Source organism: Streptococcus sp. V940, from assembly GCF_054353495.1.
Genome location: NZ_JBTHHZ010000001.1, coordinates 755985 through 779415, shown reverse-complemented (window position 1 = coordinate 779415; position 23431 = coordinate 755985). Strand labels below are relative to the sequence as shown.

Here is a 23431-nt window from a genome sequence, read left to right as displayed (position 1 = left end):
GCTTTCATACGATTTTTTGAGATGATGAAAGTATGGGGAATAAATGAACAAAGCTAGAGGAATCTGTGTCCTAGATGTTGATGGAACTCTAATAGAAGAAGAGGTTATTGATTTATTAGGGAAAGAGGCAGAGTGCGAAGAAGAAGTAGCCCTGCTAACAGCTCAAGCTATGAGAGGAGAATTAGACTTCGAAGCAAGTTTAAAAAGACGTGTTTCTCTTCTTAAAGGTCTCTCTATCAATGTTTTCGATAAGATTTATCATGAACTTCACCTTAGTAAAAACGCTGCTAAGTTTATTAAAGTTCTTCAAGAAAATCAGATAGATGTCGGCTTAGTATCAGGCGGATTTATCACTATTGTAGAAAGATTAGCAAAAGATTTGGGAATTTCATTATATACTGCTAATCAACTGGAAATCAGAGATGATCATTTAACTGGAAATCTAATTGGTCCTATTATAAGCAGAGAAGTAAAAGAAGCAACCCTCGTGAGATGGGCTGAAGAATTAGAAGTGCCATTTGATAGAACGATTGCAATCGGTGATGGAGCTAATGACTTAAAAATGCTTAAAAGTGCAGGACTTGGAATAGCCTTTTGTGCCAAGGATATTGTGAAAAAGGAAATAAATCTTCAGGTAGATGAGAGAGATTTTGGGAAAGTTTTGGAAATGATAGACTTCCTTTAGATAGAAAGAGGAATCAAAATGAAAGTTGTTATCGCGCCGGACTCCTTCAAGGAGAGTCTTCCTGCAAACGAAGTGGCAGAAGCTATAAAAAGAGGATTCGAAAGGGCCATACCTAACGTGGAATGTTTACTTTTACCTGTTGGTGATGGAGGTGAAGGAACAGTAGATGCCATTAAAAGTTCTCTTGGTTTGGAAGAAAAAAGAGTCCAGGTAACTGGACCTTTTGGTGATGAGGTTTTGATGTCTTACTTTCAAAAAAGAGAATTAGCTCTATTTGAAGTTGCAAATTTAGTAGGTCTTGCTAAAATCCCTTTTGATAAACGTAATCCTCTAGAGATTCAAACAAAGGGAATTGGTCAACTTATTCTCCATTTGATAGAACAAGGAATCAAAGATATCTACGTTGGTGTCGGTGGTACAGCTAGTAACGATGGTGGAATTGGCATTGCTGCAGGACTCGGATATCAATTTTATGATGAAAATGGAATTGAACTGGAGGCTTGTGGCCAGTCCTTGTTTGAAATTAGTCATATTTCGAAAGATAAAGCCTCATCTGTTCCTGCAGATGTTCGTATCAAAATTTTAGCGGATGTGTCCAATCCTCTCTGTGGACCTCATGGAGCCACCTATACATTTGGAAAACAAAAAGGATTAAACCCTGCTAAATTCCAAGACGTTGATATTGCTATTGAAAACTTTTATGGTAAAGTCGCACCTGAAATATCAAAATTAGAGGGTGCTGGAGCTGGTGGTGGGATTGCAGCTGGTTTGTGTGTCTTTGCTGGAGCAGAGATTGTATCTGGTATCCAAACATGTTTAGATTTAGTGAAATTTGATGAACAGGTCGCAGATGCGGATCTCGTTATAGTTGGTGAAGGAAGGTTGGATACTCAAAGTTTGGCAGGTAAGGCACCAATCGGTGTAGCAAAAAGAACACCAAATGGTGTTCCAGTTATTGCTATTTGTGGTAGTTTATCAGAGGATTTACCACCCTTACCATTTGAGAATATAGTCGCAGCTTTTTCCATACTTGCAAAAAGCGAACCGTTAGCAGACAGTCTAAAAAAAGCAGCTGTTTATCTAGAAAATACAGCTGCAAGTATCGCACGAATCATGTCTTTGAGGTAGAGTTAACCAAACCATTTTTTCCAGAGAGAAGTAGGAGCTTTCGTCTCTTTCTCTTGCCATAAGTCTGAAAAGGCCTTTCTGAGGTCTTTTTCACTTGTTTGAACCGGAACATCGCTATGGATAACCAGTCCGAAAGGAGAAGAGTTATGATCTTCAGAAACGATAGTTGCTTGGCAATCAGAATCTTTAGCTTGTTTTAAATAATAGACCTGTTTTTCAAACTCAACTTGAGGAGAAATTTTGACAAATAGAGGTTCAGTTTCTTTTTTTAAGCACTCTAAAATAGTCAAAAAACCTTTTTGAAATTTGTCATCATTCGCAGTAGCGAGTTCAGCGTAGCCAAGAACACGTTCTTCAAAGGTACCAAGAAAACGTCTTTGTTCGTCGGGATTTAATTCAAGCCCGCCATGAGCTTTTTCTAATATTTGTTTTGATACATCAGTCATAAATATAGTATATCATAAAAGTCTATAGATAAGGCGGAAAAGAAAGCGATTACTTAACAAACTTAAGGAAAATTTGCACAAAGATAACGTTTTTTCTTGAAAAAGGTATCTTTTTGATGTATCATAGAGGTGTAAAATAATTTAACTCAAAGGAGAGTAAAAAATGTCAATTATTACTGATGTTTACGCTCGCGAAGTCCTAGACTCACGCGGTAACCCAACACTTGAAGTAGAAGTTTATACTGAATCAGGTGCTTTCGGACGTGGTATGGTTCCATCAGGAGCTTCTACTGGTGAACACGAAGCAGTTGAACTTCGCGACGGTGACAAATCTCGTTACGGTGGTCTTGGTACACAAAAAGCTGTTGACAACGTAAATAACATTATTGCTGAAGCTATTATCGGCTATGATGTACGTGACCAACAAGCTATCGACCGTGCTATGATCGCTCTTGACGGTACTCCTAACAAAGGTAAATTGGGTGCAAACGCAATCCTTGGTGTGTCTATCGCTGTAGCTCGTGCTGCTGCTGACTACCTTGAAATCCCACTTTACAGCTACCTTGGTGGATTCAACACTAAAGTTCTTCCAACTCCAATGATGAACATCATCAATGGTGGATCTCACTCAGATGCTCCAATCGCTTTCCAAGAATTCATGATCGTACCTGCTGGTGCACCTACATTCAAAGAAGCTCTTCGTTGGGGTGCTGAAATCTTCCACGCACTTAAGAAAATCCTTAAATCTCGTGGTCTTGAAACAGCTGTAGGTGACGAAGGTGGATTCGCTCCTCGTTTCGAAGGAACTGAAGATGGTGTTGAAACTATCCTTGCTGCTATCGAAGCTGCTGGTTATGTTCCAGGTAAAGACGTATTTATCGGATTTGACTGTGCATCATCAGAATTCTACGATAAAGAACGTCAAGTATACGACTACACTAAATTCGAAGGTGAAGGAGCTGCTGTCCGCACTGCTGCTGAACAAATCGACTACCTTGAAGAATTGGTAAACAAATACCCAATCATCACTATCGAAGATGGTATGGACGAAAACGACTGGGACGGTTGGAAAGCTCTTACTGAACGTCTTGGTGGTAAAGTTCAATTGGTTGGTGACGACTTCTTCGTAACAAACACTGACTACCTTTCACGTGGTATCGAAGAAGGTGCTGCTAACTCAATCCTTATCAAAGTTAACCAAATCGGTACTCTTACTGAAACATTCGACGCTATCGAAATGGCGAAAGAAGCTGGTTACACTGCCGTTGTATCACACCGTTCAGGTGAAACTGAAGATTCAACAATCGCTGACATCGCAGTTGCAACAAACGCAGGACAAATCAAGACTGGTTCACTTTCACGTACAGACCGTATCGCTAAATACAACCAATTGCTTCGCATCGAAGATCAACTTGGTGAAGTAGCTGAATACCGTGGATTGAAATCATTCTACAACCTTAAAAAATAATCTAGTTCAGTGAACTAATGAAAGCCCTTGGATATTTCCGAGGGCTTTTGTATATTATTAGACAAGCCCAAAGAAATCCAGTCTTGTTTTCGTATTCTAGAGGTGAAAAGAGAGATTTTTAAACGTTTTTTTGGTATAATAATACCCAGGAAAACTGAGAAAGAAGGAGGTTGAGATGGAAAAGTATTTGTCGGTAACAACTTTGACTAAGTATCTGAAAATGAAATTCGATAAAGACCCATACTTGGAGAGGGTCTATTTAACTGGTCAGGTTTCTAACTTTCGCAAGCGTCCAACTCATCAATATTTTTCTCTAAAAGATGATCGAGCTGTTATCCAAGCGACTATTTGGTCAGGTATTTATCAGAAACTAGGTTTTGATTTGGAAGAAGGGATGAAGATCAATGTTATCGGTCGTGTCCAAGTCTATGAACCAAGTGGGAGCTACTCTATCATCATTGAAAAGGCAGAGCCTGATGGTTTAGGGGCTCTTGCAATCCAGTTCGAACAATTAAAAAAGAAATTATCAGAAGAAGGCCTTTTTCAAGAACGCTTTAAACAAGCAATCCCTCAGTTTGCAAAACGCATCGGTGTTGTGACTAGTCGTAGTGGTGCTGTTATACAGGATATCATTACAACCGTAAGCAGACGTTTCCCAGGGGTAGAGATTGTTTTATATCCTACCAAGGTTCAAGGCGAAGGAGCGGCAGAGGAAATTGCCCGTAACATTGCTAAAGCTAATGAACGAGAAGACTTGGATGTTCTTATCATTGGTCGTGGTGGTGGATCAATTGAGGATCTTTGGGCTTTTAACGAAGAGATTGTAGTGCGTTCTATCTTTGAATCTCGTTTACCGATTATTTCAAGTGTGGGCCACGAAACAGATGTAACCTTGGCTGATTTTGTTGCCGACAAGAGAGCAGCAACACCAACTGCTGCAGCAGAGTTAGCTACTCCTGTGACTAAGTTAGATCTACTGACCTACCTTAAAAATCAAGAGAAACGAATGGCTACTGCCGTACAAAATACTTTATCAAAGAAAAAAGAAGCCTTGAGAGGGCTTAGTCAATCAGTCATTTTCAGGCAACCAGAGCGTTTATATGATGGATATCTGCAACGCTTGGATCAGTTAGTTCTTCGACTAAAGCAGGGATTGAATGGTGAGTTAGTTAGAAATCAACAGAAGGTTCAAGCTCAAATTCACCGTTTGGAGCAATTATCGCCAAATGTCAAGATTCAGCGCTACCAAGACCGTATTCAACAGTTACAAAAATTAATGCGTAGCCAGATGGCTGTGATCTATGATGCCAAGGTTGCTGAAGTAAAACGCTTGTCAGAAGCTCTACTCATGTTAGATACGAGTCGTATCGTAGCAAGGGGTTATGCGATTGTTAAAAAAGAGGATACCGTGGTATCTTCAGCAAATGATTTGAAAAAAAATGACCAGGTGATGTTGATGATGCGAGATGGTCAAGTAGATTTAGAGGTTAAAGATGTCAAAACAGAAGAAATTTGAAGATAATTTATCAGAGCTTGAGACTATTGTTCAGAGTTTAGAAAATGGTGAAATTGCTTTAGAAGATGCTATTACTGCATTTCAAAAAGGAATGGTTCTTTCAAAAGAATTGCAAGCAACACTTGATAAAGCAGAAAAGACCTTGGTTAAAGTCATGCAAGAAGATGGAACAGAAAGCGAACTTCTATGAACAAGCAAGAAAAATTAGCTTTGGTTGAGTCAGCTCTTGAGGAGTTTTATGGAGACCAGCAATTAGCTGCTAATCTCAGAGAAGCTGTTCTCTATTCTATTCATGCAGGCGGTAAACGAATTCGTCCTTATCTACTTTTAGAAGTTTTGGAGTCTTTGCAGGTGCCAATCACTATAGCTCATGCCCAGGTTGCAGCAGCGCTTGAGATGATTCACACAGGAAGCTTAATTCATGATGATCTTCCTGCTATGGATGATGATGATTTTCGTCGTGGGCGTTTAACCAACCATAAGAAGTTTGGTGAAGCACTAGCAATTTTAGCAGGAGATGCCCTCTTTTTAGATCCTTATGCTTTGATAGCACAAGCAGACTTGCCAAACGAAATTAAGGTAGACTTAATAGCTTCTTTGTCCCTTTCTTCTGGAAGTATGGGGATGGTCGCTGGCCAAGTTTTGGATATGGAAGGTGAAGGTAAACATTTAAACCTAGAAGAACTTCAGACCATCCATGCCAATAAAACTGGTAAACTCTTAGCCTTCCCTTTTCAAGCGGCAGGAGTTATTGCAGGATTGGATGAAAATCTTCAAAAACAGTTGAAAACAGTTGGAGAGTTGATTGGGCTTGCTTTTCAAGTGAGAGATGATATCCTTGATGTTACTGCTAGTTTTGAGGAAATTGGTAAAACACCACAAAAAGATTTGCAAGCTGAGAAATCAACCTATCCTGCTTTGTTAGGTTTGGACGAGGCAAAAGTTTTTTGTAACCGAACTTTGGATCAGGCTAATGAAAAATTAGACGTGATTAGCCAATTAGTCGACTTTGATAAAGAACCAATTGTAAAAATAGTAGAAAGTTTGAGAATCAATGCCTAAGGAAAGAGTAGATGTACTTGCCTACAAACAAGGTTTATTTGAAACAAGAGAACAGGCTAAGCGGGGCGTAATGGCTGGATTAGTGATTGCAGTCCTTAATGGTGAGCGTTTTGATAAACCAGGAGAAAAAATTCCTGATGATACTGAATTAAAACTCAAGGGTGAGAAACTTAAGTATGTCAGTCGAGGCGGCTTGAAACTTGAGAAAGCTTTAGAAAAATTTGATATATCGGTTGAAGGCAAAACGACCATTGATATTGGCGCTTCAACAGGAGGCTTTACGGATGTCATGCTTCAAAATGGTGCAAAACTGGTTTATGCCGTTGATGTTGGTACCAATCAGCTAGCCTGGAAATTACGCCAAGATTCACGTGTTATCAGCATGGAGCAATTTAACTTTCGTTATGCTGAAAAAAATGACTTTGAAGAAGAGCCAAGTTTTGCAAGTATTGATGTGAGTTTTATTTCTTTGAGTCTCATTTTACCGCCTCTACATAGAATATTGGCAAATCAAGGACAAGTCGTCGCACTTATAAAACCACAGTTTGAAGCAGGACGAGAACAGATTGGTAAAAATGGAATTATCAGAGATGCCAAAGTTCACCAAAATGTTTTAGAATCAGTTACTAAAATGGCAGTTGATGAAGGATTCTCAGTCTTAGGATTGGATTTCTCTCCTATTCAAGGTGGACATGGGAATATTGAGTTTCTTGCTTATTTACGTAAAGAAGAACATGCAAGCAACCAAGTAGTTTCTGAAATAGAAAAAGTAGTAGAAAAAGCACATAGAGAGTTTAAAGATGAATAAAAAAGAAAGACTTGAAAAGATTAGAAGATTTGTGACTGACTATCAAATCGGCACTCAAGAAGAAATCGTTGAACACTTGAGAGAAGCAGGCATCTCTGCTACTCAAGCAACTGTTTCACGTGATATCAAAGAATTAGGGATTGTAAAAATTCCTTTGAAAGACAATACATATGTCTATGAATTACCAAAGTCAGTAGTTAAAAGTTTACAGTTAGCTGAGAACAATATCGAAAGTTTTGAAAGAATGGGTAATCTTATCAACTTAGATGTTATTCCTGGGAATACAATTTTTGTAAAAAGTCAATTGACTCAAACATTTTCGGATATGATTTTTAGCTGTTTAGCAGATGATAACTCAATTTTAATTGTAGCGCGAACTGAAGAAGCAGCTGTAGAGATTGTTGAACAAGTTAAAAAGTGGTAGGACCTTATGTTACTTGAAATTTCAATAAAAAACTTTGCCATCATTGAGGCTATTTCACTTAATTTTGAGAAGGGAATGACAGTTCTGACTGGGGAAACCGGTGCTGGGAAGTCTATCATCATCGATGCTATGAATATGATGCTGGGAGCCAGAGCCACAACGGACGTTATTCGTCATGGTGCTCCTAAGGCTGAAATCGAAGGTCTTTTCTCGGTTGAAAACAGTCATGCTTTGCAAATGATTTTTGATGAGCAAGGAATAGAGCTAGGTGATGAAATCATCATCCGTCGTGAAATTTTACAAAACGGGCGTAGTGTTAGTCGTGTCAATGGACAGATGGTTAATCTATCTGTTCTTCGCTCAATTGGACAGTATCTTGTTGATATCCATGGCCAACATGATCAAGAAGAGTTAATGCGTCCCCAATTGCATATTCAGATGCTTGATGGGTTTGGTGATGCAGATTTTCTGGAACTGAAGCAAGCCTACCAGACAAACTTTGATGCTTATCGTAAAATGCGCAAGCAACTTCTTGAGATTAAGAAAAATCAAGAAGAGCACAAGGCTCGTATTGAAATGCTGGAATTTCAGATGGCTGAAATTGAATCTGCGTCCTTACAGCCAGGTGAAGACCTCAAACTAAACCAAGAACGAGATAAACTTCTAAATCATAAAAATATTGCTGATACGTTGACTAATGCTTATACAATGTTAGATAATGAAGAATTTTCAAGTCTAGCTAACGTGCGTTCAGCTATGAATGATATGGAAAGTTTAGAAGACTATGATGTAGAATATCGTGAAATTTCTACTTCCTTATCTGAATCTTATTATGTTCTAGAAGATGTTACTAAACGTTTAGAGGATATTATTGAAAGTCTTGATTTCGATGGTAATCGTCTAATGCAGATTGAAAGCCGTTTAGATCTCATTCACGCCATTACACGTAAGTATGGTGGGAATGTTGACGATGTCTTGATGTACTTTGCTAAAATCACAGAAGAATACAACCTTCTGACTGGCAATCATTTATCTTCAGATGATATGGAAGTAGAACTCAAAAAATTGGAAGTAAGTCTAGTTGACTTAGCAACTAAGCTTGCATCTGCTCGACATAACTTAGCTCAACAATTGGAAATTGAGATTCAGCAAGAACTTAAAGACCTTTATATGGATAAGGCTCGATTTCAGGTTCAATTTACTAAAGCTAAGTTTACTCGTGAAGGAAATGAAAGTGTTGAATTTTACATCTCCACCAACCCTGGTGAAGACTTTAAACCATTAGTGAAAGTAGCATCTGGTGGTGAGTTGTCTCGCCTCATGTTGGCGATCAAGTCTGCTTTTTCTCGTAAGGAAGGTAAGACCAGCATTGTATTTGATGAAGTAGACACTGGAGTTTCAGGTCGTGTGGCTCAAGCCATTGCTCAAAAAATTCATAAAATTGGTCAGCATGGCCAAGTATTAGCGATATCCCATCTACCACAAGTCATTGCTATCGCAGATTATCAGTTCTTTATTGAAAAGATTAGTGATGAGCATTCGACTGTGTCTACTGTTCGTCTCTTGACTTTAGAAGAACGCGTAGAGGAAGTTGCCAAGATGTTGGCAGGGGAGAATGTGACAGATGCCGCTCTTACACAGGCTAGAGAATTATTGCAAAGTAAGGAGAAATAAATGACAGACTATTATGTAATTGGAGATGTTCACGGAAAAGCAGGAATGCTTGAAGACCTTCTTAAAACATGGGATGGCAAAACCCAATTACTATTTCTTGGTGATTTAATCGATAGAGGGGAAGATAGTCGTCGTGTTCTTGAAATGGTCAAGGACTTGGTTGAAAATCATGGAGCGATTTGCATTTCAGGAAATCACGAGTACATGTTTTTAACCTGGTTGGATAATCCTGAAGAAAGTTATGATCATTACCGTAGGAATGGCGGGGATACAACCATTAATTCTATTTTAGGTCGCCCGCTAGATGCACCAGTAGATGGTGTCGAAGATGCAAAGCGTGTTGAAACGGAAGCAGCAGACTTGGTTGCTTTTATCCGTCAGATGCCTTTTGTAATTGAAACTGAAAAGTATATCTTTGTTCATGCTGGAATTGATTTAACCTTGGACGACTGGCACGAAACAACAGACTACAAGAAAGTCTGGCTCAGAAAACCATTCCACGAGGCGCCTAATCACACAGGAAAAACAATTGTCTTTGGTCATACGCCAGTCTACGGACTTTTGGAACAAAAACCAGGAACTGCAGAACTTTGGATGACAGAAGATGGAAAAATCGGAATGGATGGAGGAGCTGTCTATGGTGGTGTCCTTCATGGAATTGTCTTTACAGACCAAGGTATGACAGACCACTATTTCATTGAAAACGACGGCTTTGTTGCTGAAGATTAATACTCTCTACAGGGTATTATGGTCTTGTCAAAAACATAAAAACAATTTATAATTAATAGATACCCTGAAAGGAAGAGAATCTTGAATTTAGAAGAATTGAAAAAACGTCAGGAGAAGATCCGAAACTTTTCCATTATCGCTCACATTGACCACGGGAAGTCAACATTGGCGGACCGTATTTTGGAGGCTACAGAGACGGTTTCTAGTCGTGAAATGCAAGCTCAGCTTCTTGATAGTATGGATCTAGAGAGAGAACGTGGGATTACTATCAAACTGAATGCCATCGAGCTTAATTATACTGCCAAAGACGGTGAAACCTATATTTTCCACCTGATTGACACACCAGGACACGTGGACTTCACTTATGAGGTATCACGTTCTCTAGCTGCATGTGAGGGAGCCATTTTGGTTGTCGATGCTGCCCAAGGGATTGAGGCTCAAACATTAGCTAACGTTTACCTTGCCTTAGATAATGATTTGGAGATCCTTCCAGTTATTAACAAGATTGACTTGCCTGCTGCAGATCCAGAGCGCGTGCGTACAGAAATTGAAGATGTCATCGGTCTAGATGCTAGTGAGGCTGTATTAGCTTCAGCAAAAGCTGGGATTGGAATTGAAGATATTTTAGAGCAAATTGTAGAAAAAGTTCCAGCACCAACTGGTGATGTATCAGCACCACTAAAAGCTTTGATTTTTGACTCAGTTTACGATGCTTATCGTGGCGTTATCCTCCAAGTTCGTGTCATGGATGGAGTTGTTAAGCCTGGTGATAAGATTCAGCTCATGAGCAATGGTAAAACCTTTGATGTTACTGAGGTCGGAATCTTCACACCCAAAGCAGTAGGACGTGACTTCCTTGCGACAGGTGACGTTGGTTATATTGCAGCATCTATCAAGACTGTTCAAGACACTCGTGTCGGTGATACAGTTACCTTGGCGGCGAACCCTGCTTCAGAACCCCTATCTGGATATAAGCAGATGAATCCGATGGTTTTCGCAGGTCTTTATCCAATCGAGTCAAATAAATACAATGACCTTCGTGAAGCCCTTGAAAAATTGCAGTTGAACGATGCTAGTCTTCAGTTTGAACCCGAAACATCGCAAGCTCTTGGATTCGGTTTCCGTTGTGGATTTTTGGGTCTCCTTCATATGGATGTTATTCAGGAACGTTTGGAACGTGAGTTCAACATTGACTTGATCATGACTGCTCCATCCGTTATATACAAGGTCAATCAGACTGATGGTGTGTCTATGGATGTATCGAATCCATCCGAGTTTCCTGATCCTACTAAAATTGCAACTATTGAAGAACCTTATGTTAAAGCACAAATCATGGTACCACAGGAATTTGTAGGAGCTGTTATGGAACTAGCTCAGCGCAAACGTGGTGACTTTGTGACGATGGACTATATTGATGATAATCGTGTCAATGTTATCTATCAAATTCCACTTGCTGAAATTGTCTTTGATTTCTTTGACAAGCTCAAATCTTCAACACGTGGCTATGCAAGCTTTGACTATGAACTGTCAGAGTATCGTCCATCTAAACTGGTTAAAATGGATATCCTTCTTAATGGAGACAAGGTTGATGCACTCAGCTTTATCGTTCACAAGGACTTTGCCTATGAACGTGGGAAACTCATCGTTGATAAACTCAAGAAAATCATTCCACGTCAACAGTTTGAAGTTCCAATCCAAGCAGCTATTGGACACAAGATTGTAGCTCGTACAGATATCAAAGCTCTTCGTAAAAACGTTCTTGCCAAATGTTATGGAGGAGATGTTTCGCGTAAACGTAAACTTCTTGAAAAACAAAAGGCTGGTAAAAAGCGTATGAAAGCTATCGGATCAGTAGAAGTTCCTCAAGAAGCCTTCCTAAGTGTCTTGAGTATGGATGAAGAATAATTGATTCCTAATACAGTTATCTTTTGACACTTATCTTTTCATTCATTAGAATAGAAGTGAAAGGAGAAGGATTATGAAAAAAATCGTCAGCTTATCTACACTTTTAGTGTGTTGCCTTTGTCTCGCTGCTTGTAATACTTCAAAATCTAAAAAAGAAGTAGCCTCAGATACAACAACAGTCCAGGAAACTACCACAGCTCAAGAAACAACAACTGTAGCCGAATCAACAATTAAAGATACACAGGTAATTGGGTCAGATGCTTATGGCTACGTAAAAGTGCCAAAATCATGGATTCATTTTACAGAAGTTGAGGGTGGTGATGATATTCAGTACTGTGATGGAACGGACATCAATATCGTAACCCTAAATACTTTTAAACCAGAGCACCTTGGTGTTAGTGAAAGTGAATATGCTGCTCTTGATGCTGTTCAAGTCTCTACTAGTGTTTATCAAACTAAACAACAAAGCGAGGATTTCTCTAAAGTTTGGGGATCTAAGTCAAAAATTGGTGGTTATGACGCCTATGTCGTAAACTGTATTGCTAAAAATGGTAAATATCTAGTGATCTGGATCTTTAAATCAGACGATGGTAAGTTTAGATACGTTTCTCTAGAAGGAACACCTGAAGTGTTGAAGGATATGCTTCCATTAATTGAACAAAGTTGGACTACGAAAAAAAATTAATAGATTAAAAAACAGGATGTATGTCCTGTTTTTTTTATCTTTTTTCAAAACTATTTAAAATTATTTGCTGTTTAAAATCAAACAAAAAAAATAAAAATCAAACAAAATACAACAAAAAAATATTGACAACGGTTTCATATAGTGTTATACTTGTATCATAAAAGTTAAATATGAAGGGAGAAGGTCATGGGATTAGATCATTTCTTCAGCAAAGACTTAGTTTTTTGTTTAGAAGCAGATAATCAAGAGCAACTCTTTGATCAAGTTGCAACCCTATTGGAAGAAAAGAAAGTTGTTACGGATACCTATCGATCGGCATTGATTGAACGTGAAAAAATGTTCCCAACAGGTTTAGATATGGAATTTCTTGGGAAGGACTTGCCGAATGTAGCAATCCCTCACACAGACACGATTCATAATTTAACTGAAAACGTTGTTGTGGTTCGCTTAGCGAAACCAGTAACATTCCACAACATGATTGCTCCTGACAAGGAAGTAGAAGTATCATTACTCTTCTTTATCATCAATAATTCAAGTTCGAGTCAAACAAATATTCTTGCTCAATTGATGGACTTCTTTACAGGTAATGGTCATTTAGAAGCACTTTCTAAGATTACAGAACCAGAAGCTTTGTTCAAATATATCTCAGAAGCAACTGCTTAATTTGTTAATAAATATAAACTAAAAAATGGAGGAAATCCAAATGATTAAAATTCTTGCTGCATGTGGTGCAGGTGTTAACTCAAGCCACCAAATTAAAAGCGCTCTAGAAGAAGAGCTATCTAACCGTGGATACGACGTACAGTGTGACGCAGTTATGGTTAAAGATGTCAACGAAGACTTGATTAAAGGTTATGATATCTTCACACCAATTGCTGCAACAGACTTAGGTTTTGACCCTGGTATCCCAGTAGTAGAAGCTGGACCTATCTTATTCCGTATTCCAGCGATGAGTGCTCCAGTTTATGACAATATTGAAGCAGCAATTAAAGAACACGGATTAAGTTAATTATTATTTTGTAATTTTCCATAAAAATAAAGGGAGGAAAAATTATGGATTTCATTATTGAGTTGGCCAATAAAGTATTCAAGCCAATCTTGGATATGGGTGGCCCAATCATCATGCTGATCATTTTGACAGTATTGGCTTTGCTTTTCGGAGTGAAATTCTCCAAAGCACTTGAAGGTGGTATTAAACTTGCCATCGCGCTTACTGGTATCGGTGCTATCATCGGAATGCTTAACGGAGCTTTCTCAGCTTCTCTTGCAAAATTCGTTGAAAATACTGGTATTCAATTGAACATCACCGACGTTGGTTGGGCACCACTTGCTACAATCACTTGGGGTTCTGCCTGGACACTCTACTTCTTGCTTGTGATGTTGATTGTCAACATTGTAATGCTTGCAATGAAGAAAACAGACACACTTGACGTTGATATCTTCGATATCTGGCACTTGTCTATTACAGGTCTTTTGATTAAATGGTATGCTGACAAGAGTGGAGTTGGTCAAGGGGTTTCTCTTTTCATCGCGACTGCAGCAGTTGTTCTTGTAGGGGTTCTTAAAATCATCAACTCTGACTTGATGAAACCAACATTTGATGATCTTCTTAACGCACCAAGTTCATCACCAATGACTTCAACTCACATGAACTACATGATGAACCCAGTTATCATGGTTTTGGATAAGATTTTTGATAAATTCTTCCCAGGTCTTGATAAATATGACTTTGACGCTGCAAAATTGAATAAGAGAATCGGTTTCTGGGGATCTAAATTCTTCATCGGTTTCATCCTTGGTATCGTTATCGGTTTGATGGGAACTCCACATCCAGTTGCTGGTGTTGAAGGTGCTGATAAATGGGAACTAGTTATTAAAGGTTGGTTGTCACTTGGTTTGACTGCCGGTGTCTGCTTGGAGCTCTTCTCATTGATCGGTTCATGGTTCATCGCAGCCGTAGAACCACTTTCACAAGGTATTACAAACGTTGCTACTAAACGTCTTCAAGGACGTAAATTCAACATCGGACTTGACTGGCCATTTATCGCTGGTCGTGCTGAAATCTGGGCTTGTGCCAACGTACTTGCACCAATCATGTTGATTGAAGCAGTGCTTCTTTCAAATGTCGGAAATGGTATCTTGCCACTTGCTGGTATCATCGCAATGGGTGTAACTCCAGCTCTCTTGGTAGTTACTCGTGGTAAATTGCTCCGTATGATTATCTTCGGAACACTATTGTTGCCACTCTTCCTTCTTTCAGGTACACTTATCGCACCATTTGCAACAGATCTTGCTAAAAGTGTAGGTGCCTTCCCAGAAGGTGTGAGCCAAACTCAATTGATCACTCACTCAACACTTGAAGGACCAATCGAAAAACTTCTTGGTTGGACAATTGGTAACACTACAACAGGTGATATCAAAGCAATTATTGGTGCAGTAATCTTCCTTACTTTCTATATCGGTATTTTCGCATGGTACAGAAAACAAATGATCAAACGTAACGAAGAATATGCAGCAAACGCAAAATAATTTGCTCCTAAAAATGTAAATTGTAAAAACTAGGTTGTCAGTTTCCACTATGGAGCAGTCAGCCTAGTTTTTTTAGAGAATTGGAGGTAAGACTTGTGATTGAATTAAAATCAGATCAATTATATGTTCAGTTTCAAACACTTGGTGGCGCACTTTCTTCTATAAAGGACAAGGAAGGCGTAGAGTATTTGTGGCAGGGGGATCCAACTTATTGGAGTGGACAAGCGCCTGTATTATTCCCAATATGTGGTTCAGTAAGAAATGATACGGTCCTTTATGATAAGGAAGATGGTAGTCAAAAAAAAGGAAAAATTCCTCGACATGGCTTAGTACGAAAAAAAGATTTTACTTTAGTGGAACAAACAGATAATTCTGTTACATTCGCTATTGAAGACGATGAAGAAATGTATGCAAATTACCCTTATCATTTTCGTTTAGAAATCACTTATACAGTGACTGGGAAAACCATACGTACTCAGTATAAAATCTATAATAAAGAATCAGAAAAGAGTATGCCATATTTTATCGGTGGGCATCCTGGTTTTAACTGTCCCTTACTAGATGGTGAAGTGTACGAAGACTACTATCTTGAATTTGAAAAGCCAGAAACATGTACAGTTCCAAAACCTTTCCCAGAAACAGGCATGTTGGATTTCAAAGATAGAAGTTCTTGGTTAAATAATCAAAAAGAAATAGACTTGAATTATGACTTCTTTAGCTATGATGCTGTGACATTAGATGAGTTGAAATCTCGCACAGTAGCTTTGCGTTCACGAAAACATGATAAAGGTTTGAAACTAGATTTTAAAGAGCTTCCAAATTTAATCGTATGGTCAACTCTTAATAAAGGGCCTTTTATTGCCTTGGAACCATGGTCAGGTTTGTCTACTTCAATAGAAGAAGGAGATAGACTGGAAGATAAGAAAGATGTTAAGATTATTAAACCTAGTGATTTTGATCAGGTTGGATTTGATATCGAGATTTTATAAAAAAATAAACAAAAACAAACATAAATTGTTGACTTTTCCAACTAATAGTAGTATATTATGTTTATAAAGAACAATTTGTGTTTATTTTAACAAGATTACTGTTCTGGCTCTTCTCTGAAGAAAGCTTATTAAGAAACGAATAAGATATTTGTTCTTAATTTAAATTATTGTCAACAAAACTACTAGTAGCTATTTGAGAAAGGCCTATTTTAGGCTAGAATCAGAAAGTTTTACTGGTCTATTATAAAAAAGGAGTATACAATATGGCTATTGTTATTGGTGCAGATGCTGCAGGTTTAAGATTGAAAGAAGTTGTAAAAAACTTCTTGGAAAAAGAAAACTTCCACGTAGTGGATGTTACAGCAGAAGGTCAAGACTTTGTTGATGTAACTCTAGCAGTTGCGGAAGAAGTTAAGAAAGAAGAACAAAACCTTGGTATCGTCATTGATGCTTATGGTGCAGGTCCGTTTATGGTTGCTACTAAAATCAAAGGAATGGTTGCTGCAGAAGTTTCTGATGAACGTTCAGCTTATATGACTCGCGGTCACAACAACTCACGTATGATTACTATGGGTGCTCAACTTGTTGGTGATGAATTGGCTAAAAACATTGCTAAAGGCTTTGTAAATGGTAAGTATGACGGCGGTCGTCACCAAATCCGTGTCGACATGTTGAACAAAATGTGCTAATTTTGATATTGAAAGAAAGGTAAGATAAAATGAGAATTGCAATCGGATGTGACCACATCGTAACAAATGAAAAAATGGCGGTTTCAGAATTTTTGAAATCTAAAGGACATGAAGTCATCGACTTTGGTACTTATGACCACGCTCGTACCCACTATCCAATCTTTGGTAAAAAAGTTGGTGAAGCAGTAGTTAGTGGCCAAGCTGATCTTGGTGTGTGTATTTGTGGTACTGGTGTAGGTATTAATAATGCTGTTAACAAGGTTCCTGGTGTTCGTTCTGCTTTGGTTCGCGATATGACAACAGCTCTATATGCAAAAGAACAATTGAATGCTAATGTTATCGGATTTGGTGGTAAAATCACTGGTGAATTGCTCATGTGTGATATCATTGAAGCTTTCATCAACGCTGAATACAAACCATCAGAAGAAAACAAAAAATTGATCGCTAAAATCCAACACGTTGAAAGTCATAACGATCATCAAACTGATGCTAACTTCTTTGCAGAATTCCTTGAAAAATGGGATCGTGGTGAATACCACGACTAAGAGGTGACTTATGATTTTAACAGTCACAATGAACCCATCCATTGATATTTCCTATCCTTTGGATGAACTGAAAATTGACACTGTCAACCGTGTGGTAGATGTCACTAAAACGGCTGGTGGTAAAGGTCTTAACGTTACACGTGTCCTATCAGAATTCGGTGATTCAGTAGTGGCAACTGGGCTTGTCGGTGGTAAACTTGGTGATTTTTTAGTAGAAAATATTGATGATAAAGTAAGCAAACGTTTCTTCTCTATTCAAGGTGAAACCCGTAACTGTATCGCAATTCTACATGGAGAAAACCAAACAGAAATCCTAGAAAAAGGTCCTGAAGTTCAAGAAAAAGAAGGTCAAGATTTCTTGGCTCATTTCAAAGAACTTTTAGAGACTGTAGAGGTAGTGGCCATTTCAGGTAGTCTACCAGCAGGACTTCCTGTGGATTATTATGCTAGTCTGGTTGAACTTGCTAACCAAGCTGGTAAACCTGTTGTCTTGGACTGTTCAGGAGCTGCACTTCAAGCAGTTCTTGAGTCTCCACATAAACCAACAGTCATCAAACCAAATAATGAAGAATTATCTCAACTTTTGGGAAGAGAAATATCTAAAGACTTGGATGAATTAAAAGAAGTCCTTCAAGAACCACTATTTGATGGAATCGAGTGGATTATCGTTTCCTTAGGTGCTAACGGAGCATTCGCTAAACACGGTAACACTTTCTACAAAGTAGATATTCCAAGAATTCAAGTAGTAAATCCAGTCGGTTCTGGCGATTCTACAGTGGCAGGTATTGCTTCAGGTCTTTTCCATAAAGAAACGGATCAAGAACTGTTGATCAAGGCAAATGTCCTTGGTATGCTTAATGCTCAAGAAAAAATGACCGGTCATGTGAATATGGCTAACTATCAAGGTCTATATGACCAATTAATTGTAAAAGAGGTATAAAATGGTTTTAACAGAAAATAAACGCGCTTGTATGCAAAAACTCTCTGATGAGAATGGTATCATCTCAGCTCTCGCCTTTGATCAACGCGGTGCTTTGAAACGCCTCATGGCTCAATACCAAACAGAAGAGCCAACAGTTGCTCAAATGGAAGAACTTAAAGTATTGGTGGCAGATGAATTGACTAAATATGCTTCATCAATGCTACTTGACCCTGAGTACGGACTTCCAGCTACAAAAGCTCTTGATCCAAATGCAGGTCTTCTCCTTGCTTATGAAAAAACAGGATACGATACAACAAGTACAAAACGCTTGCCAGACTGCTTGGATGTTTGGTCTGCAAAACGTATCAAGGAACAAGGTGCAGATGCTGTTAAGTTCTTGCTTTACTATGACGTAGATAGCTCTGACGAACTCAACCAACAAAAACAAGCCTACATCGAACGCATTGGGTCTGAGTGTGTGGCTGAAGACATTCCGTTCTTCCTTGAAATCTTGGCTTACGATGAAAAGATTGCTGACGCAGGTTCTGCTGAATACGCTAAAGTAAAACCACACAAGGTTATCGGTGCGATGAAAGTCTTCTCTGACCCACGCTTTAACATCGATGTCTTGAAAGTGGAAGTACCAGTTAACGTGAAATACGTTGAAGGATTTGGCGATGGTGAAATCGTTCATACACGTGAAGAAGCAGCAGCCTTCTTCAAAGCTCAAGACGAAGCTACTAACTTGCCATACATCTACTTGAGTGCAGGTGTATCTGCTAAGCTCTTCCAAGAAACTCTTGTATTTGCCCATGAATCAGGTGCAAACTTCAACGGTGTTCTTTGCGGACGCGCAACATGGGCTGGTTCAGTTGAAGCTTACATCAAAGACGGTGAAGCAGCAGCTCGCGAATGGCTTCGTACAACTGGTTTTGAAAACATTGATGAACTCAACAAAGTTCTTCAAACAACAGCTACTTCATGGACTGAACGTGTGTAAGTTCTTCATTGAAATCATTTATAAAATAAAAAAAGTCTCACCAATGGTGAGGCTTTTTAAGGTGTTGATTTAATAATATTTGTTTGTTTGGACAAAGCTTTTAGGGTCTCTTCGCTAAGTTTTGAATCTGAAATAATTGTATCGATATCAGCAATATTATAGAAAGTGTAAAAATCGAACTTATCAAATTTACTATGGTCAGCTAAGAGAATTTTTTTATTGGCATTTTTTAATGCTAGTTTTTGAATTTCGCCTTCATCTTCGCTAAAAGTAGCAATAGCTTGATCTTTAATTCCATTACAGCTAACAAAAGCTTTAGAGAATTGAAGACTATCAATGTCCTGGAGCGTTAAGGTCCCGACAAAGGCTCCTGTGATTTCTCGATAATTCCCACCAATTAGAATTAAATCAGTCAATTTTCGTTCATTCAAAATAATGAAAACTGGAAGGCTATTTGTTACGACGCGAATATTATCAATTGGAAGTTCACGAGCAAAGAACTCGAGAGTAGTCCCAGGACCGATAAAGATGGTTTCTCTTTCTTCGACTAATTGGCCAGCAAAACGAGCAATTTCTTGTTTTTCGGCGATTTGTAAACCTTGTTTTTCGACGTTAGAGCGTTCATTTGCCAAAAAAGAACCAGAACGAAGCTTTTCGGCACCTCCATGAACTCGAACAAGTAGATCCTTGTCAGCTAGTTCTTGTAGATAACGCCGAGCAGTCATATCTGAAATATCTAAACGATTCATTATCTCTTTAACAGTGATTGTACCTTTGGTATTGACAATTTCTAAAATCATATCAAGTTTTTCTTGTTTTAGCATTGAATCACCCCCATATCTAATATCATTCTATCATATTTTAAACATCTAATCAACATAAAGAACAAAAATAAACAAAAACAAAAAACATCTGTGTTTGTTTTTAACTCAGATGTTTTTTATTTATATTTAATCTAATCCGTAGTTATAATCATCGTCCTGCATCGCCTCAACTTCACCAAGCAGATATCCATTACCAACTTGAGAGAAGAAGTCGTGGTTAGATGTACCAGTTGAAATTCCATTCATAACAATTGGGTTTACATCGTCAGCTGAGTCAGGGAAGAGCGGATCTTGTCCTAGATTCATAAGAGCTTTATTGGCATTGTAGCGAAGGAATGTTTTCACTTCTTCAGTCCAACCAACACCATCATAAAGGCTTTCTGTATAACCTTCTTCATTTTCATAAAGTGTGTAAAGAAGGTCGTACATCCATTCTTTTAATTTTTCTTGCTCTTCTTCAGGTAATTCATTGAATCCAAGTTGGAATTTATAACCAATGTAGGTTCCGTGAACGGACTCGTCACGAATGATGAGTTTGATGATTTCAGCAACGTTAGCCAACTTGTTATTTCCTAGATAGTAGAGCGGAGTGAAGAAACCAGAGTAGAAGAGGAAGGTTTCAAGAAATACACTAGCTACTTTCTTTTCAAGTGGTGTTCCGTTAAGGTAAATCTCATTGATGATTTGTGCCTTTTTCTGAAGATATGGGTTTGTATCAGTCCATTCAAAGATTTCTTCAATCTCAGACTTGGTATTCAAGGTTGAGAAAATAGAAGAATAAGATTTAGCATGGACAGATTCCATAAATTGAATGTTGTTAAAAACAGCTTCTTCGTGAGGAGTGCGAATATCTGCACGAAGAGCTTGAACACCAGTTTCAGACTGCATGGTATCCAAAAGTGTCAAACCACCAAAGACTTTTCCTACTAAGTCTTTTTCTTTATTTGATAACTTTCTCCAGTCATCCAAGTCATTAGATAAGGGAATACGTGTATCTAACCAAAATTGTTCTGTTAGTTTTTCCCATGTTGATTTATCGATGACATCTTCGATGGCATTCCAGTTAATGGCTTTGTAGTAAGTTTCCATTACAAATCTCTTTCTTTTGATTTTAATAAAATAAGGATAAATGTTGTATCGCTCTAAGATTGGGCTACCGCACAAAAAGTCGGTATTCCGACTTTTTGATGTTACCCTATCTTTGTAAACAAGATTTTAGTGAGATTTTAAATCACACAACTTTCACATTGGTTAGCACCAACTTCACCGCCGTCATCTGTGTAGGTACGAACGTAGTAGATAGACTTAATGCCCTTGTTAAAGGCGTAGTTACGAAGGATAGATAGGTCACGTGTTGTTTGTTTGTTCTCTTTCTTCCATTCATAAAGACCTGTTGGGATATCACTACGCATGAAGAGAGTAAGTGAAAGCCCTTGGTCTACGTGCTCAGTAGCCGCAGCATAGACATCGATAACTTTACGCATATCCATGTCATAGGCAGAAGTGTAGTAAGGAATCGTTTCAGTTGATAATCCTGCAGCAGGATAGTAAATCTTACCAATTTTCTTCTCTTGGCGTTCTTCAATACGTTGAGTGATTGGGTGGATAGAAGCAGACACGTCATTGATGTAGCTGATAGAACCATTCGGCGCTACAGCAAGACGGTTTTGGTGGTAAAGTCCATCTGCTTTAACTTTGTCACGAAGTTCAGCCCAATCAGCTGCAGACGGGATAAAGATACCTTCAAAAAGCTCTTTAACACGATCAGATTTTGGAACAAATTGACCAGACGTATACTTATCGAAATAAGTACCATTTGCGTAGTCTGATTTCTCAAAGTTATGGAAGGTAATGCCACGTTCACGCGCAATATTGTTTGATTCTACCAAAGTCCAGTAATTCAAAAGCATAAAGTAGATGCTTGTAAATTCAACAGACTCAGGAGATCCATATTCGATCAATTGCTGAGCAAGGTAGCTGTGAAGTCCCATAGCTCCAAGTCCAAATGTATGAGCTTGGCTGTTTCCGTGGTCGATTGTAGGAACAGCGACGATGTGAGAACTATCTGTAACGAAAGTTAAAGCACGTACCATAGCTCGGATCGAACGACCAAAGTCAGGTGAAGTCATCATGTTGACTACGTTTGTTGAACCAAGGTTACATGAAACGTCAGTACCCATTTGAAGGAATTCTTGCGCATCGTTGATAAGACTTGGCTCTTGGACTTGAAGAATTTCTGAACACAAGTTACTCATGATAATCTTACCATCGACAGGATTTGCTCGGTTAGCTGTATCAATGTTGACTACATAAGGATAGCCAGATTCTTGTTGCAATTTAGAAATTTCGGTTTCCAAATCACGCGCTTTGATTTTTGTCTTACGGATGTTTGGATTTGCAACTAGCTCATCGTATTTTTCTGTGATATCGATGTAGTTGAAAGGTACGCCATACTCTTTTTCTACAGAATATGGGCTAAATAGGTACATTTCTTCATTCTTACGTGCTAATTCGTAGAATTTATCTGGTACCACAACACCAAGCGAGAGAGTTTTTACACGAACTTTTTCATCAGCATTTTCTTTCTTAGTAGAAAGGAAAGCGATAATGTCTGGGTGGAAGACGTTAAGGTAAACAACCCCAGCCCCTTGACGTTGACCCAATTGGTTAGAGTAAGAGAAGCTGTCTTCGAAAAGCTTCATAACTGGAACGACACCAGAAGCCGCACCTTCATATCCTTTGATAGGGGCTCCAGCTTCACGAAGGTTGTTGAGGGAAATTCCGACACCGCCTCCGATACGTGAAAGCTGAAGAGCTGAGTTGATAGAACGTCCGATAGAGTTCATATCATCTGTTACCTGAATCAAGAAACAGGATACCAATTCACCACGACGTGCACGGCCTGCATTCAAGAAAGAAGGTGTAGCAGGCTGGTATCGCTGGTGGATGATTTCATTTGCGATATCAGTTGCGATAGTTTCATTGCCATCAGCAAAATAAAGAGCGTTGAAGAAGACACGGTCTTCCATGCTCTCAAGATAGTACTCTCCATCGTTAGTTTTCAAGGCGTATTGATTGTAAAATTTGTATGCTGCCATGAAAGATTTAAACTGGAAGTTTTGGTCTTTAATAAATTGATAAAGCTCTTCTAAGAATTCAGGACGATATTTTTTGATAAACGCTGTTTCGATATAGTCTTGCTTAATAAGGTAATCAATTTTATCAGTGATAGAATCAAAAACCATAGAATTTGGTACAACGTTTTCTTTAAAGAAAGCGTCCAAGGCTTCTTTATCTTTGTGGAGCATGATTTGTCCATTAACAGGACGGTTGATTTCATTATTTAGACGGAAGTAAGTTACATCCTCAAGTTGTTTTAATCCCATAAAATTTCCTTTAATTC

The 23431-nt window shown here is 38.5% G+C and carries 24 protein-coding genes; 20 read left to right on the top strand and 4 right to left on the bottom strand.

Translation table 11 applies throughout. From position 1 onward, the window contains the following. Positions 1–43 precede the first annotated feature (43 nt). Positions 44–685, top strand: a complete 642-nt coding sequence (serB, locus tag ACXYSM_RS03945) for a phosphoserine phosphatase SerB (RefSeq protein WP_458634437.1) — start codon at positions 44–46, stop codon at positions 683–685. A gap of 18 nt (positions 686–703) precedes the next feature. Next, complete coding sequence (locus ACXYSM_RS03940; protein WP_458634436.1) at positions 704–1813, top strand: glycerate kinase; 1110 nt, start codon at positions 704–706, stop codon at positions 1811–1813. A 2-nt stretch (positions 1814–1815) separates the two neighbouring features. Here ACXYSM_RS03940 and ACXYSM_RS03935 read toward each other — a convergent pair whose 3' ends face one another. Next, complete coding sequence (locus tag ACXYSM_RS03935) at positions 1816–2259, bottom strand: DUF1694 domain-containing protein (RefSeq protein WP_458634435.1); 444 nt, start codon at positions 2257–2259, stop codon at positions 1816–1818. 163 nt (positions 2260–2422) lie between these two features. Between ACXYSM_RS03935 and eno the strand changes: the two genes are divergently transcribed. From eno to lacD, 18 genes are all read left to right on the top strand, one after another. After that, complete coding sequence (eno, locus tag ACXYSM_RS03930; RefSeq protein ID WP_254724142.1) at positions 2423–3727, top strand: surface-displayed alpha-enolase; 1305 nt, start codon at positions 2423–2425, stop codon at positions 3725–3727. Positions 3728–3902: 175 nt separating this feature from the next. Beyond that, complete coding sequence (xseA, locus tag ACXYSM_RS03925) at positions 3903–5243, top strand: exodeoxyribonuclease VII large subunit (RefSeq protein WP_458634434.1); 1341 nt, start codon at positions 3903–3905, stop codon at positions 5241–5243. Continuing rightward, positions 5221–5433 (top strand): exodeoxyribonuclease VII small subunit, encoded by a 213-nt coding sequence (locus tag ACXYSM_RS03920; RefSeq protein ID WP_458634433.1) that lies wholly within the window; start codon positions 5221–5223, stop codon positions 5431–5433. Before xseA ends, ACXYSM_RS03920 begins: the two co-directional genes overlap by 23 nt. Continuing rightward, positions 5430–6305 (top strand): polyprenyl synthetase family protein, encoded by an 876-nt coding sequence (locus tag ACXYSM_RS03915; RefSeq protein ID WP_004253519.1) that lies wholly within the window; start codon positions 5430–5432, stop codon positions 6303–6305. The genes ACXYSM_RS03920 and ACXYSM_RS03915 overlap by 4 nt, the downstream gene beginning before the upstream one ends. Continuing rightward, a complete protein-coding gene (locus ACXYSM_RS03910; protein ID WP_458634432.1) occupies positions 6298–7113 on the top strand; it encodes a TlyA family RNA methyltransferase in 816 nt (271 codons plus the stop codon). Before ACXYSM_RS03915 ends, ACXYSM_RS03910 begins: the two co-directional genes overlap by 8 nt. Further along, entirely contained in the window at positions 7106–7537 is a 432-nt protein-coding gene (locus tag ACXYSM_RS03905; protein WP_004253525.1) for an arginine repressor, read from the top strand. The genes ACXYSM_RS03910 and ACXYSM_RS03905 overlap by 8 nt, the downstream gene beginning before the upstream one ends. Positions 7538–7543: 6 nt before the next feature. Further along, positions 7544–9211, top strand: coding sequence for a DNA repair protein RecN (gene recN, locus ACXYSM_RS03900; protein WP_458634431.1), 1668 nt, complete (start codon positions 7544–7546; stop codon positions 9209–9211). Then, complete coding sequence (locus ACXYSM_RS03895) at positions 9212–9940, top strand: metallophosphoesterase family protein (protein ID WP_458634430.1); 729 nt, start codon at positions 9212–9214, stop codon at positions 9938–9940. A gap of 81 nt (positions 9941–10021) precedes the next feature. Continuing rightward, complete coding sequence (gene lepA, locus ACXYSM_RS03890) at positions 10022–11845, top strand: translation elongation factor 4 (protein ID WP_458634429.1); 1824 nt, start codon at positions 10022–10024, stop codon at positions 11843–11845. A 73-nt stretch (positions 11846–11918) separates the two neighbouring features. Continuing rightward, positions 11919–12530, top strand: coding sequence for a hypothetical protein (locus ACXYSM_RS03885; RefSeq protein WP_458634428.1), 612 nt, complete (start codon positions 11919–11921; stop codon positions 12528–12530). Positions 12531–12716: 186 nt separating this feature from the next. Then, a complete protein-coding gene (locus ACXYSM_RS03880; protein WP_458634427.1) occupies positions 12717–13193 on the top strand; it encodes a PTS sugar transporter subunit IIA in 477 nt (158 codons plus the stop codon). Positions 13194–13233: 40 nt separating this feature from the next. Further along, the gene (locus tag ACXYSM_RS03875; RefSeq protein ID WP_006148587.1) at positions 13234–13539 is read left to right on the top strand and encodes a PTS sugar transporter subunit IIB; all 306 of its coding nucleotides are present in this window, start codon (positions 13234–13236) and stop codon (positions 13537–13539) included. 44 nt (positions 13540–13583) lie between these two features. After that, complete coding sequence (locus ACXYSM_RS03870; RefSeq protein ID WP_223332987.1) at positions 13584–15059, top strand: PTS galactitol transporter subunit IIC; 1476 nt, start codon at positions 13584–13586, stop codon at positions 15057–15059. A gap of 95 nt (positions 15060–15154) precedes the next feature. Then, complete coding sequence (locus ACXYSM_RS03865; protein ID WP_458634426.1) at positions 15155–16048, top strand: aldose 1-epimerase family protein; 894 nt, start codon at positions 15155–15157, stop codon at positions 16046–16048. 263 nt (positions 16049–16311) lie between these two features. Beyond that, a complete protein-coding gene (gene lacA, locus ACXYSM_RS03860) occupies positions 16312–16737 on the top strand; it encodes a galactose-6-phosphate isomerase subunit LacA (RefSeq protein WP_006151484.1) in 426 nt (141 codons plus the stop codon). Positions 16738–16766: 29 nt separating this feature from the next. Then, on the top strand, positions 16767–17282 hold the full coding sequence (gene lacB, locus ACXYSM_RS03855; RefSeq protein ID WP_036757536.1) for a galactose-6-phosphate isomerase subunit LacB: 516 nt from the start codon (positions 16767–16769) through the stop codon (positions 17280–17282). A gap of 10 nt (positions 17283–17292) precedes the next feature. Further along, positions 17293–18222, top strand: a complete 930-nt coding sequence (locus ACXYSM_RS03850; RefSeq protein WP_006152191.1) for a tagatose-6-phosphate kinase — start codon at positions 17293–17295, stop codon at positions 18220–18222. Position 18223: 1 nt separating this feature from the next. Continuing rightward, on the top strand, positions 18224–19204 hold the full coding sequence (gene lacD / locus ACXYSM_RS03845) for a tagatose-bisphosphate aldolase (protein ID WP_458634425.1): 981 nt from the start codon (positions 18224–18226) through the stop codon (positions 19202–19204). 56 nt (positions 19205–19260) lie between these two features. On the opposite strand, the gene ACXYSM_RS03840 is transcribed toward lacD, so the two are convergent. The 3 genes from ACXYSM_RS03840 to nrdE all read right to left on the bottom strand — a co-directional run bounded on the left by ACXYSM_RS03840 (position 19261) and on the right by nrdE (position 23414). After that, positions 19261–20028 carry a DeoR/GlpR family DNA-binding transcription regulator gene (locus tag ACXYSM_RS03840; RefSeq protein WP_458634424.1) on the bottom strand — a complete coding sequence of 256 codons (768 nt, stop codon included), beginning with the start codon at positions 20026–20028 and terminating at the stop codon, positions 19261–19263. 126 nt (positions 20029–20154) lie between these two features. Then, a complete protein-coding gene (nrdF, locus tag ACXYSM_RS03835; protein ID WP_458634423.1) occupies positions 20155–21117 on the bottom strand; it encodes a class 1b ribonucleoside-diphosphate reductase subunit beta in 963 nt (320 codons plus the stop codon). 137 nt (positions 21118–21254) lie between these two features. Beyond that, positions 21255–23414 (bottom strand): class 1b ribonucleoside-diphosphate reductase subunit alpha, encoded by a 2160-nt coding sequence (gene nrdE, locus ACXYSM_RS03830; protein ID WP_458634422.1) that lies wholly within the window; start codon positions 23412–23414, stop codon positions 21255–21257. Positions 23415–23431: the final 17 nt, after the last annotated feature.

Bases quoted from the DNA above. Each gene is read 5' to 3' on its own strand.
- ACXYSM_RS03915 (WP_004253519.1), top strand. From the start codon at position 5,430: ATGAACAAGCAAGAAAAATTAGCTTTGGTTGAGTCAGCTCTTGAGGAG.
- ACXYSM_RS03935 (WP_458634435.1), bottom strand. From the start codon at position 2,259: ATGACTGATGTATCAAAACAAATATTAGAAAAAGCTCATGGCGGGCTT.
- eno (WP_254724142.1), top strand. From the start codon at position 2,423: ATGTCAATTATTACTGATGTTTACGCTCGCGAAGTCCTAGACTCACGC.
- recN (WP_458634431.1), top strand. From the start codon at position 7,544: ATGTTACTTGAAATTTCAATAAAAAACTTTGCCATCATTGAGGCTATT.
- nrdF (WP_458634423.1), bottom strand. From the start codon at position 21,117: ATGGAAACTTACTACAAAGCCATTAACTGGAATGCCATCGAAGATGTC.
- lacD (WP_458634425.1), top strand. From the start codon at position 18,224: ATGGTTTTAACAGAAAATAAACGCGCTTGTATGCAAAAACTCTCTGAT.
- lacA (WP_006151484.1), top strand. From the start codon at position 16,312: ATGGCTATTGTTATTGGTGCAGATGCTGCAGGTTTAAGATTGAAAGAA.
- ACXYSM_RS03870 (WP_223332987.1), top strand. From the start codon at position 13,584: ATGGATTTCATTATTGAGTTGGCCAATAAAGTATTCAAGCCAATCTTG.
- ACXYSM_RS03875 (WP_006148587.1), top strand. From the start codon at position 13,234: ATGATTAAAATTCTTGCTGCATGTGGTGCAGGTGTTAACTCAAGCCAC.
- serB (WP_458634437.1), top strand. From the start codon at position 44: ATGAACAAAGCTAGAGGAATCTGTGTCCTAGATGTTGATGGAACTCTA.
- nrdE (WP_458634422.1), bottom strand. From the start codon at position 23,414: ATGGGATTAAAACAACTTGAGGATGTAACTTACTTCCGTCTAAATAAT.
- ACXYSM_RS03850 (WP_006152191.1), top strand. From the start codon at position 17,293: ATGATTTTAACAGTCACAATGAACCCATCCATTGATATTTCCTATCCT.
- ACXYSM_RS03895 (WP_458634430.1), top strand. From the start codon at position 9,212: ATGACAGACTATTATGTAATTGGAGATGTTCACGGAAAAGCAGGAATG.
- ACXYSM_RS03905 (WP_004253525.1), top strand. From the start codon at position 7,106: ATGAATAAAAAAGAAAGACTTGAAAAGATTAGAAGATTTGTGACTGAC.
- ACXYSM_RS03910 (WP_458634432.1), top strand. From the start codon at position 6,298: ATGCCTAAGGAAAGAGTAGATGTACTTGCCTACAAACAAGGTTTATTT.
- ACXYSM_RS03920 (WP_458634433.1), top strand. From the start codon at position 5,221: ATGTCAAAACAGAAGAAATTTGAAGATAATTTATCAGAGCTTGAGACT.
- lacB (WP_036757536.1), top strand. From the start codon at position 16,767: ATGAGAATTGCAATCGGATGTGACCACATCGTAACAAATGAAAAAATG.
- xseA (WP_458634434.1), top strand. From the start codon at position 3,903: ATGGAAAAGTATTTGTCGGTAACAACTTTGACTAAGTATCTGAAAATG.
- ACXYSM_RS03940 (WP_458634436.1), top strand. From the start codon at position 704: ATGAAAGTTGTTATCGCGCCGGACTCCTTCAAGGAGAGTCTTCCTGCA.
- ACXYSM_RS03885 (WP_458634428.1), top strand. From the start codon at position 11,919: ATGAAAAAAATCGTCAGCTTATCTACACTTTTAGTGTGTTGCCTTTGT.
- ACXYSM_RS03840 (WP_458634424.1), bottom strand. From the start codon at position 20,028: ATGCTAAAACAAGAAAAACTTGATATGATTTTAGAAATTGTCAATACC.
- ACXYSM_RS03880 (WP_458634427.1), top strand. From the start codon at position 12,717: ATGGGATTAGATCATTTCTTCAGCAAAGACTTAGTTTTTTGTTTAGAA.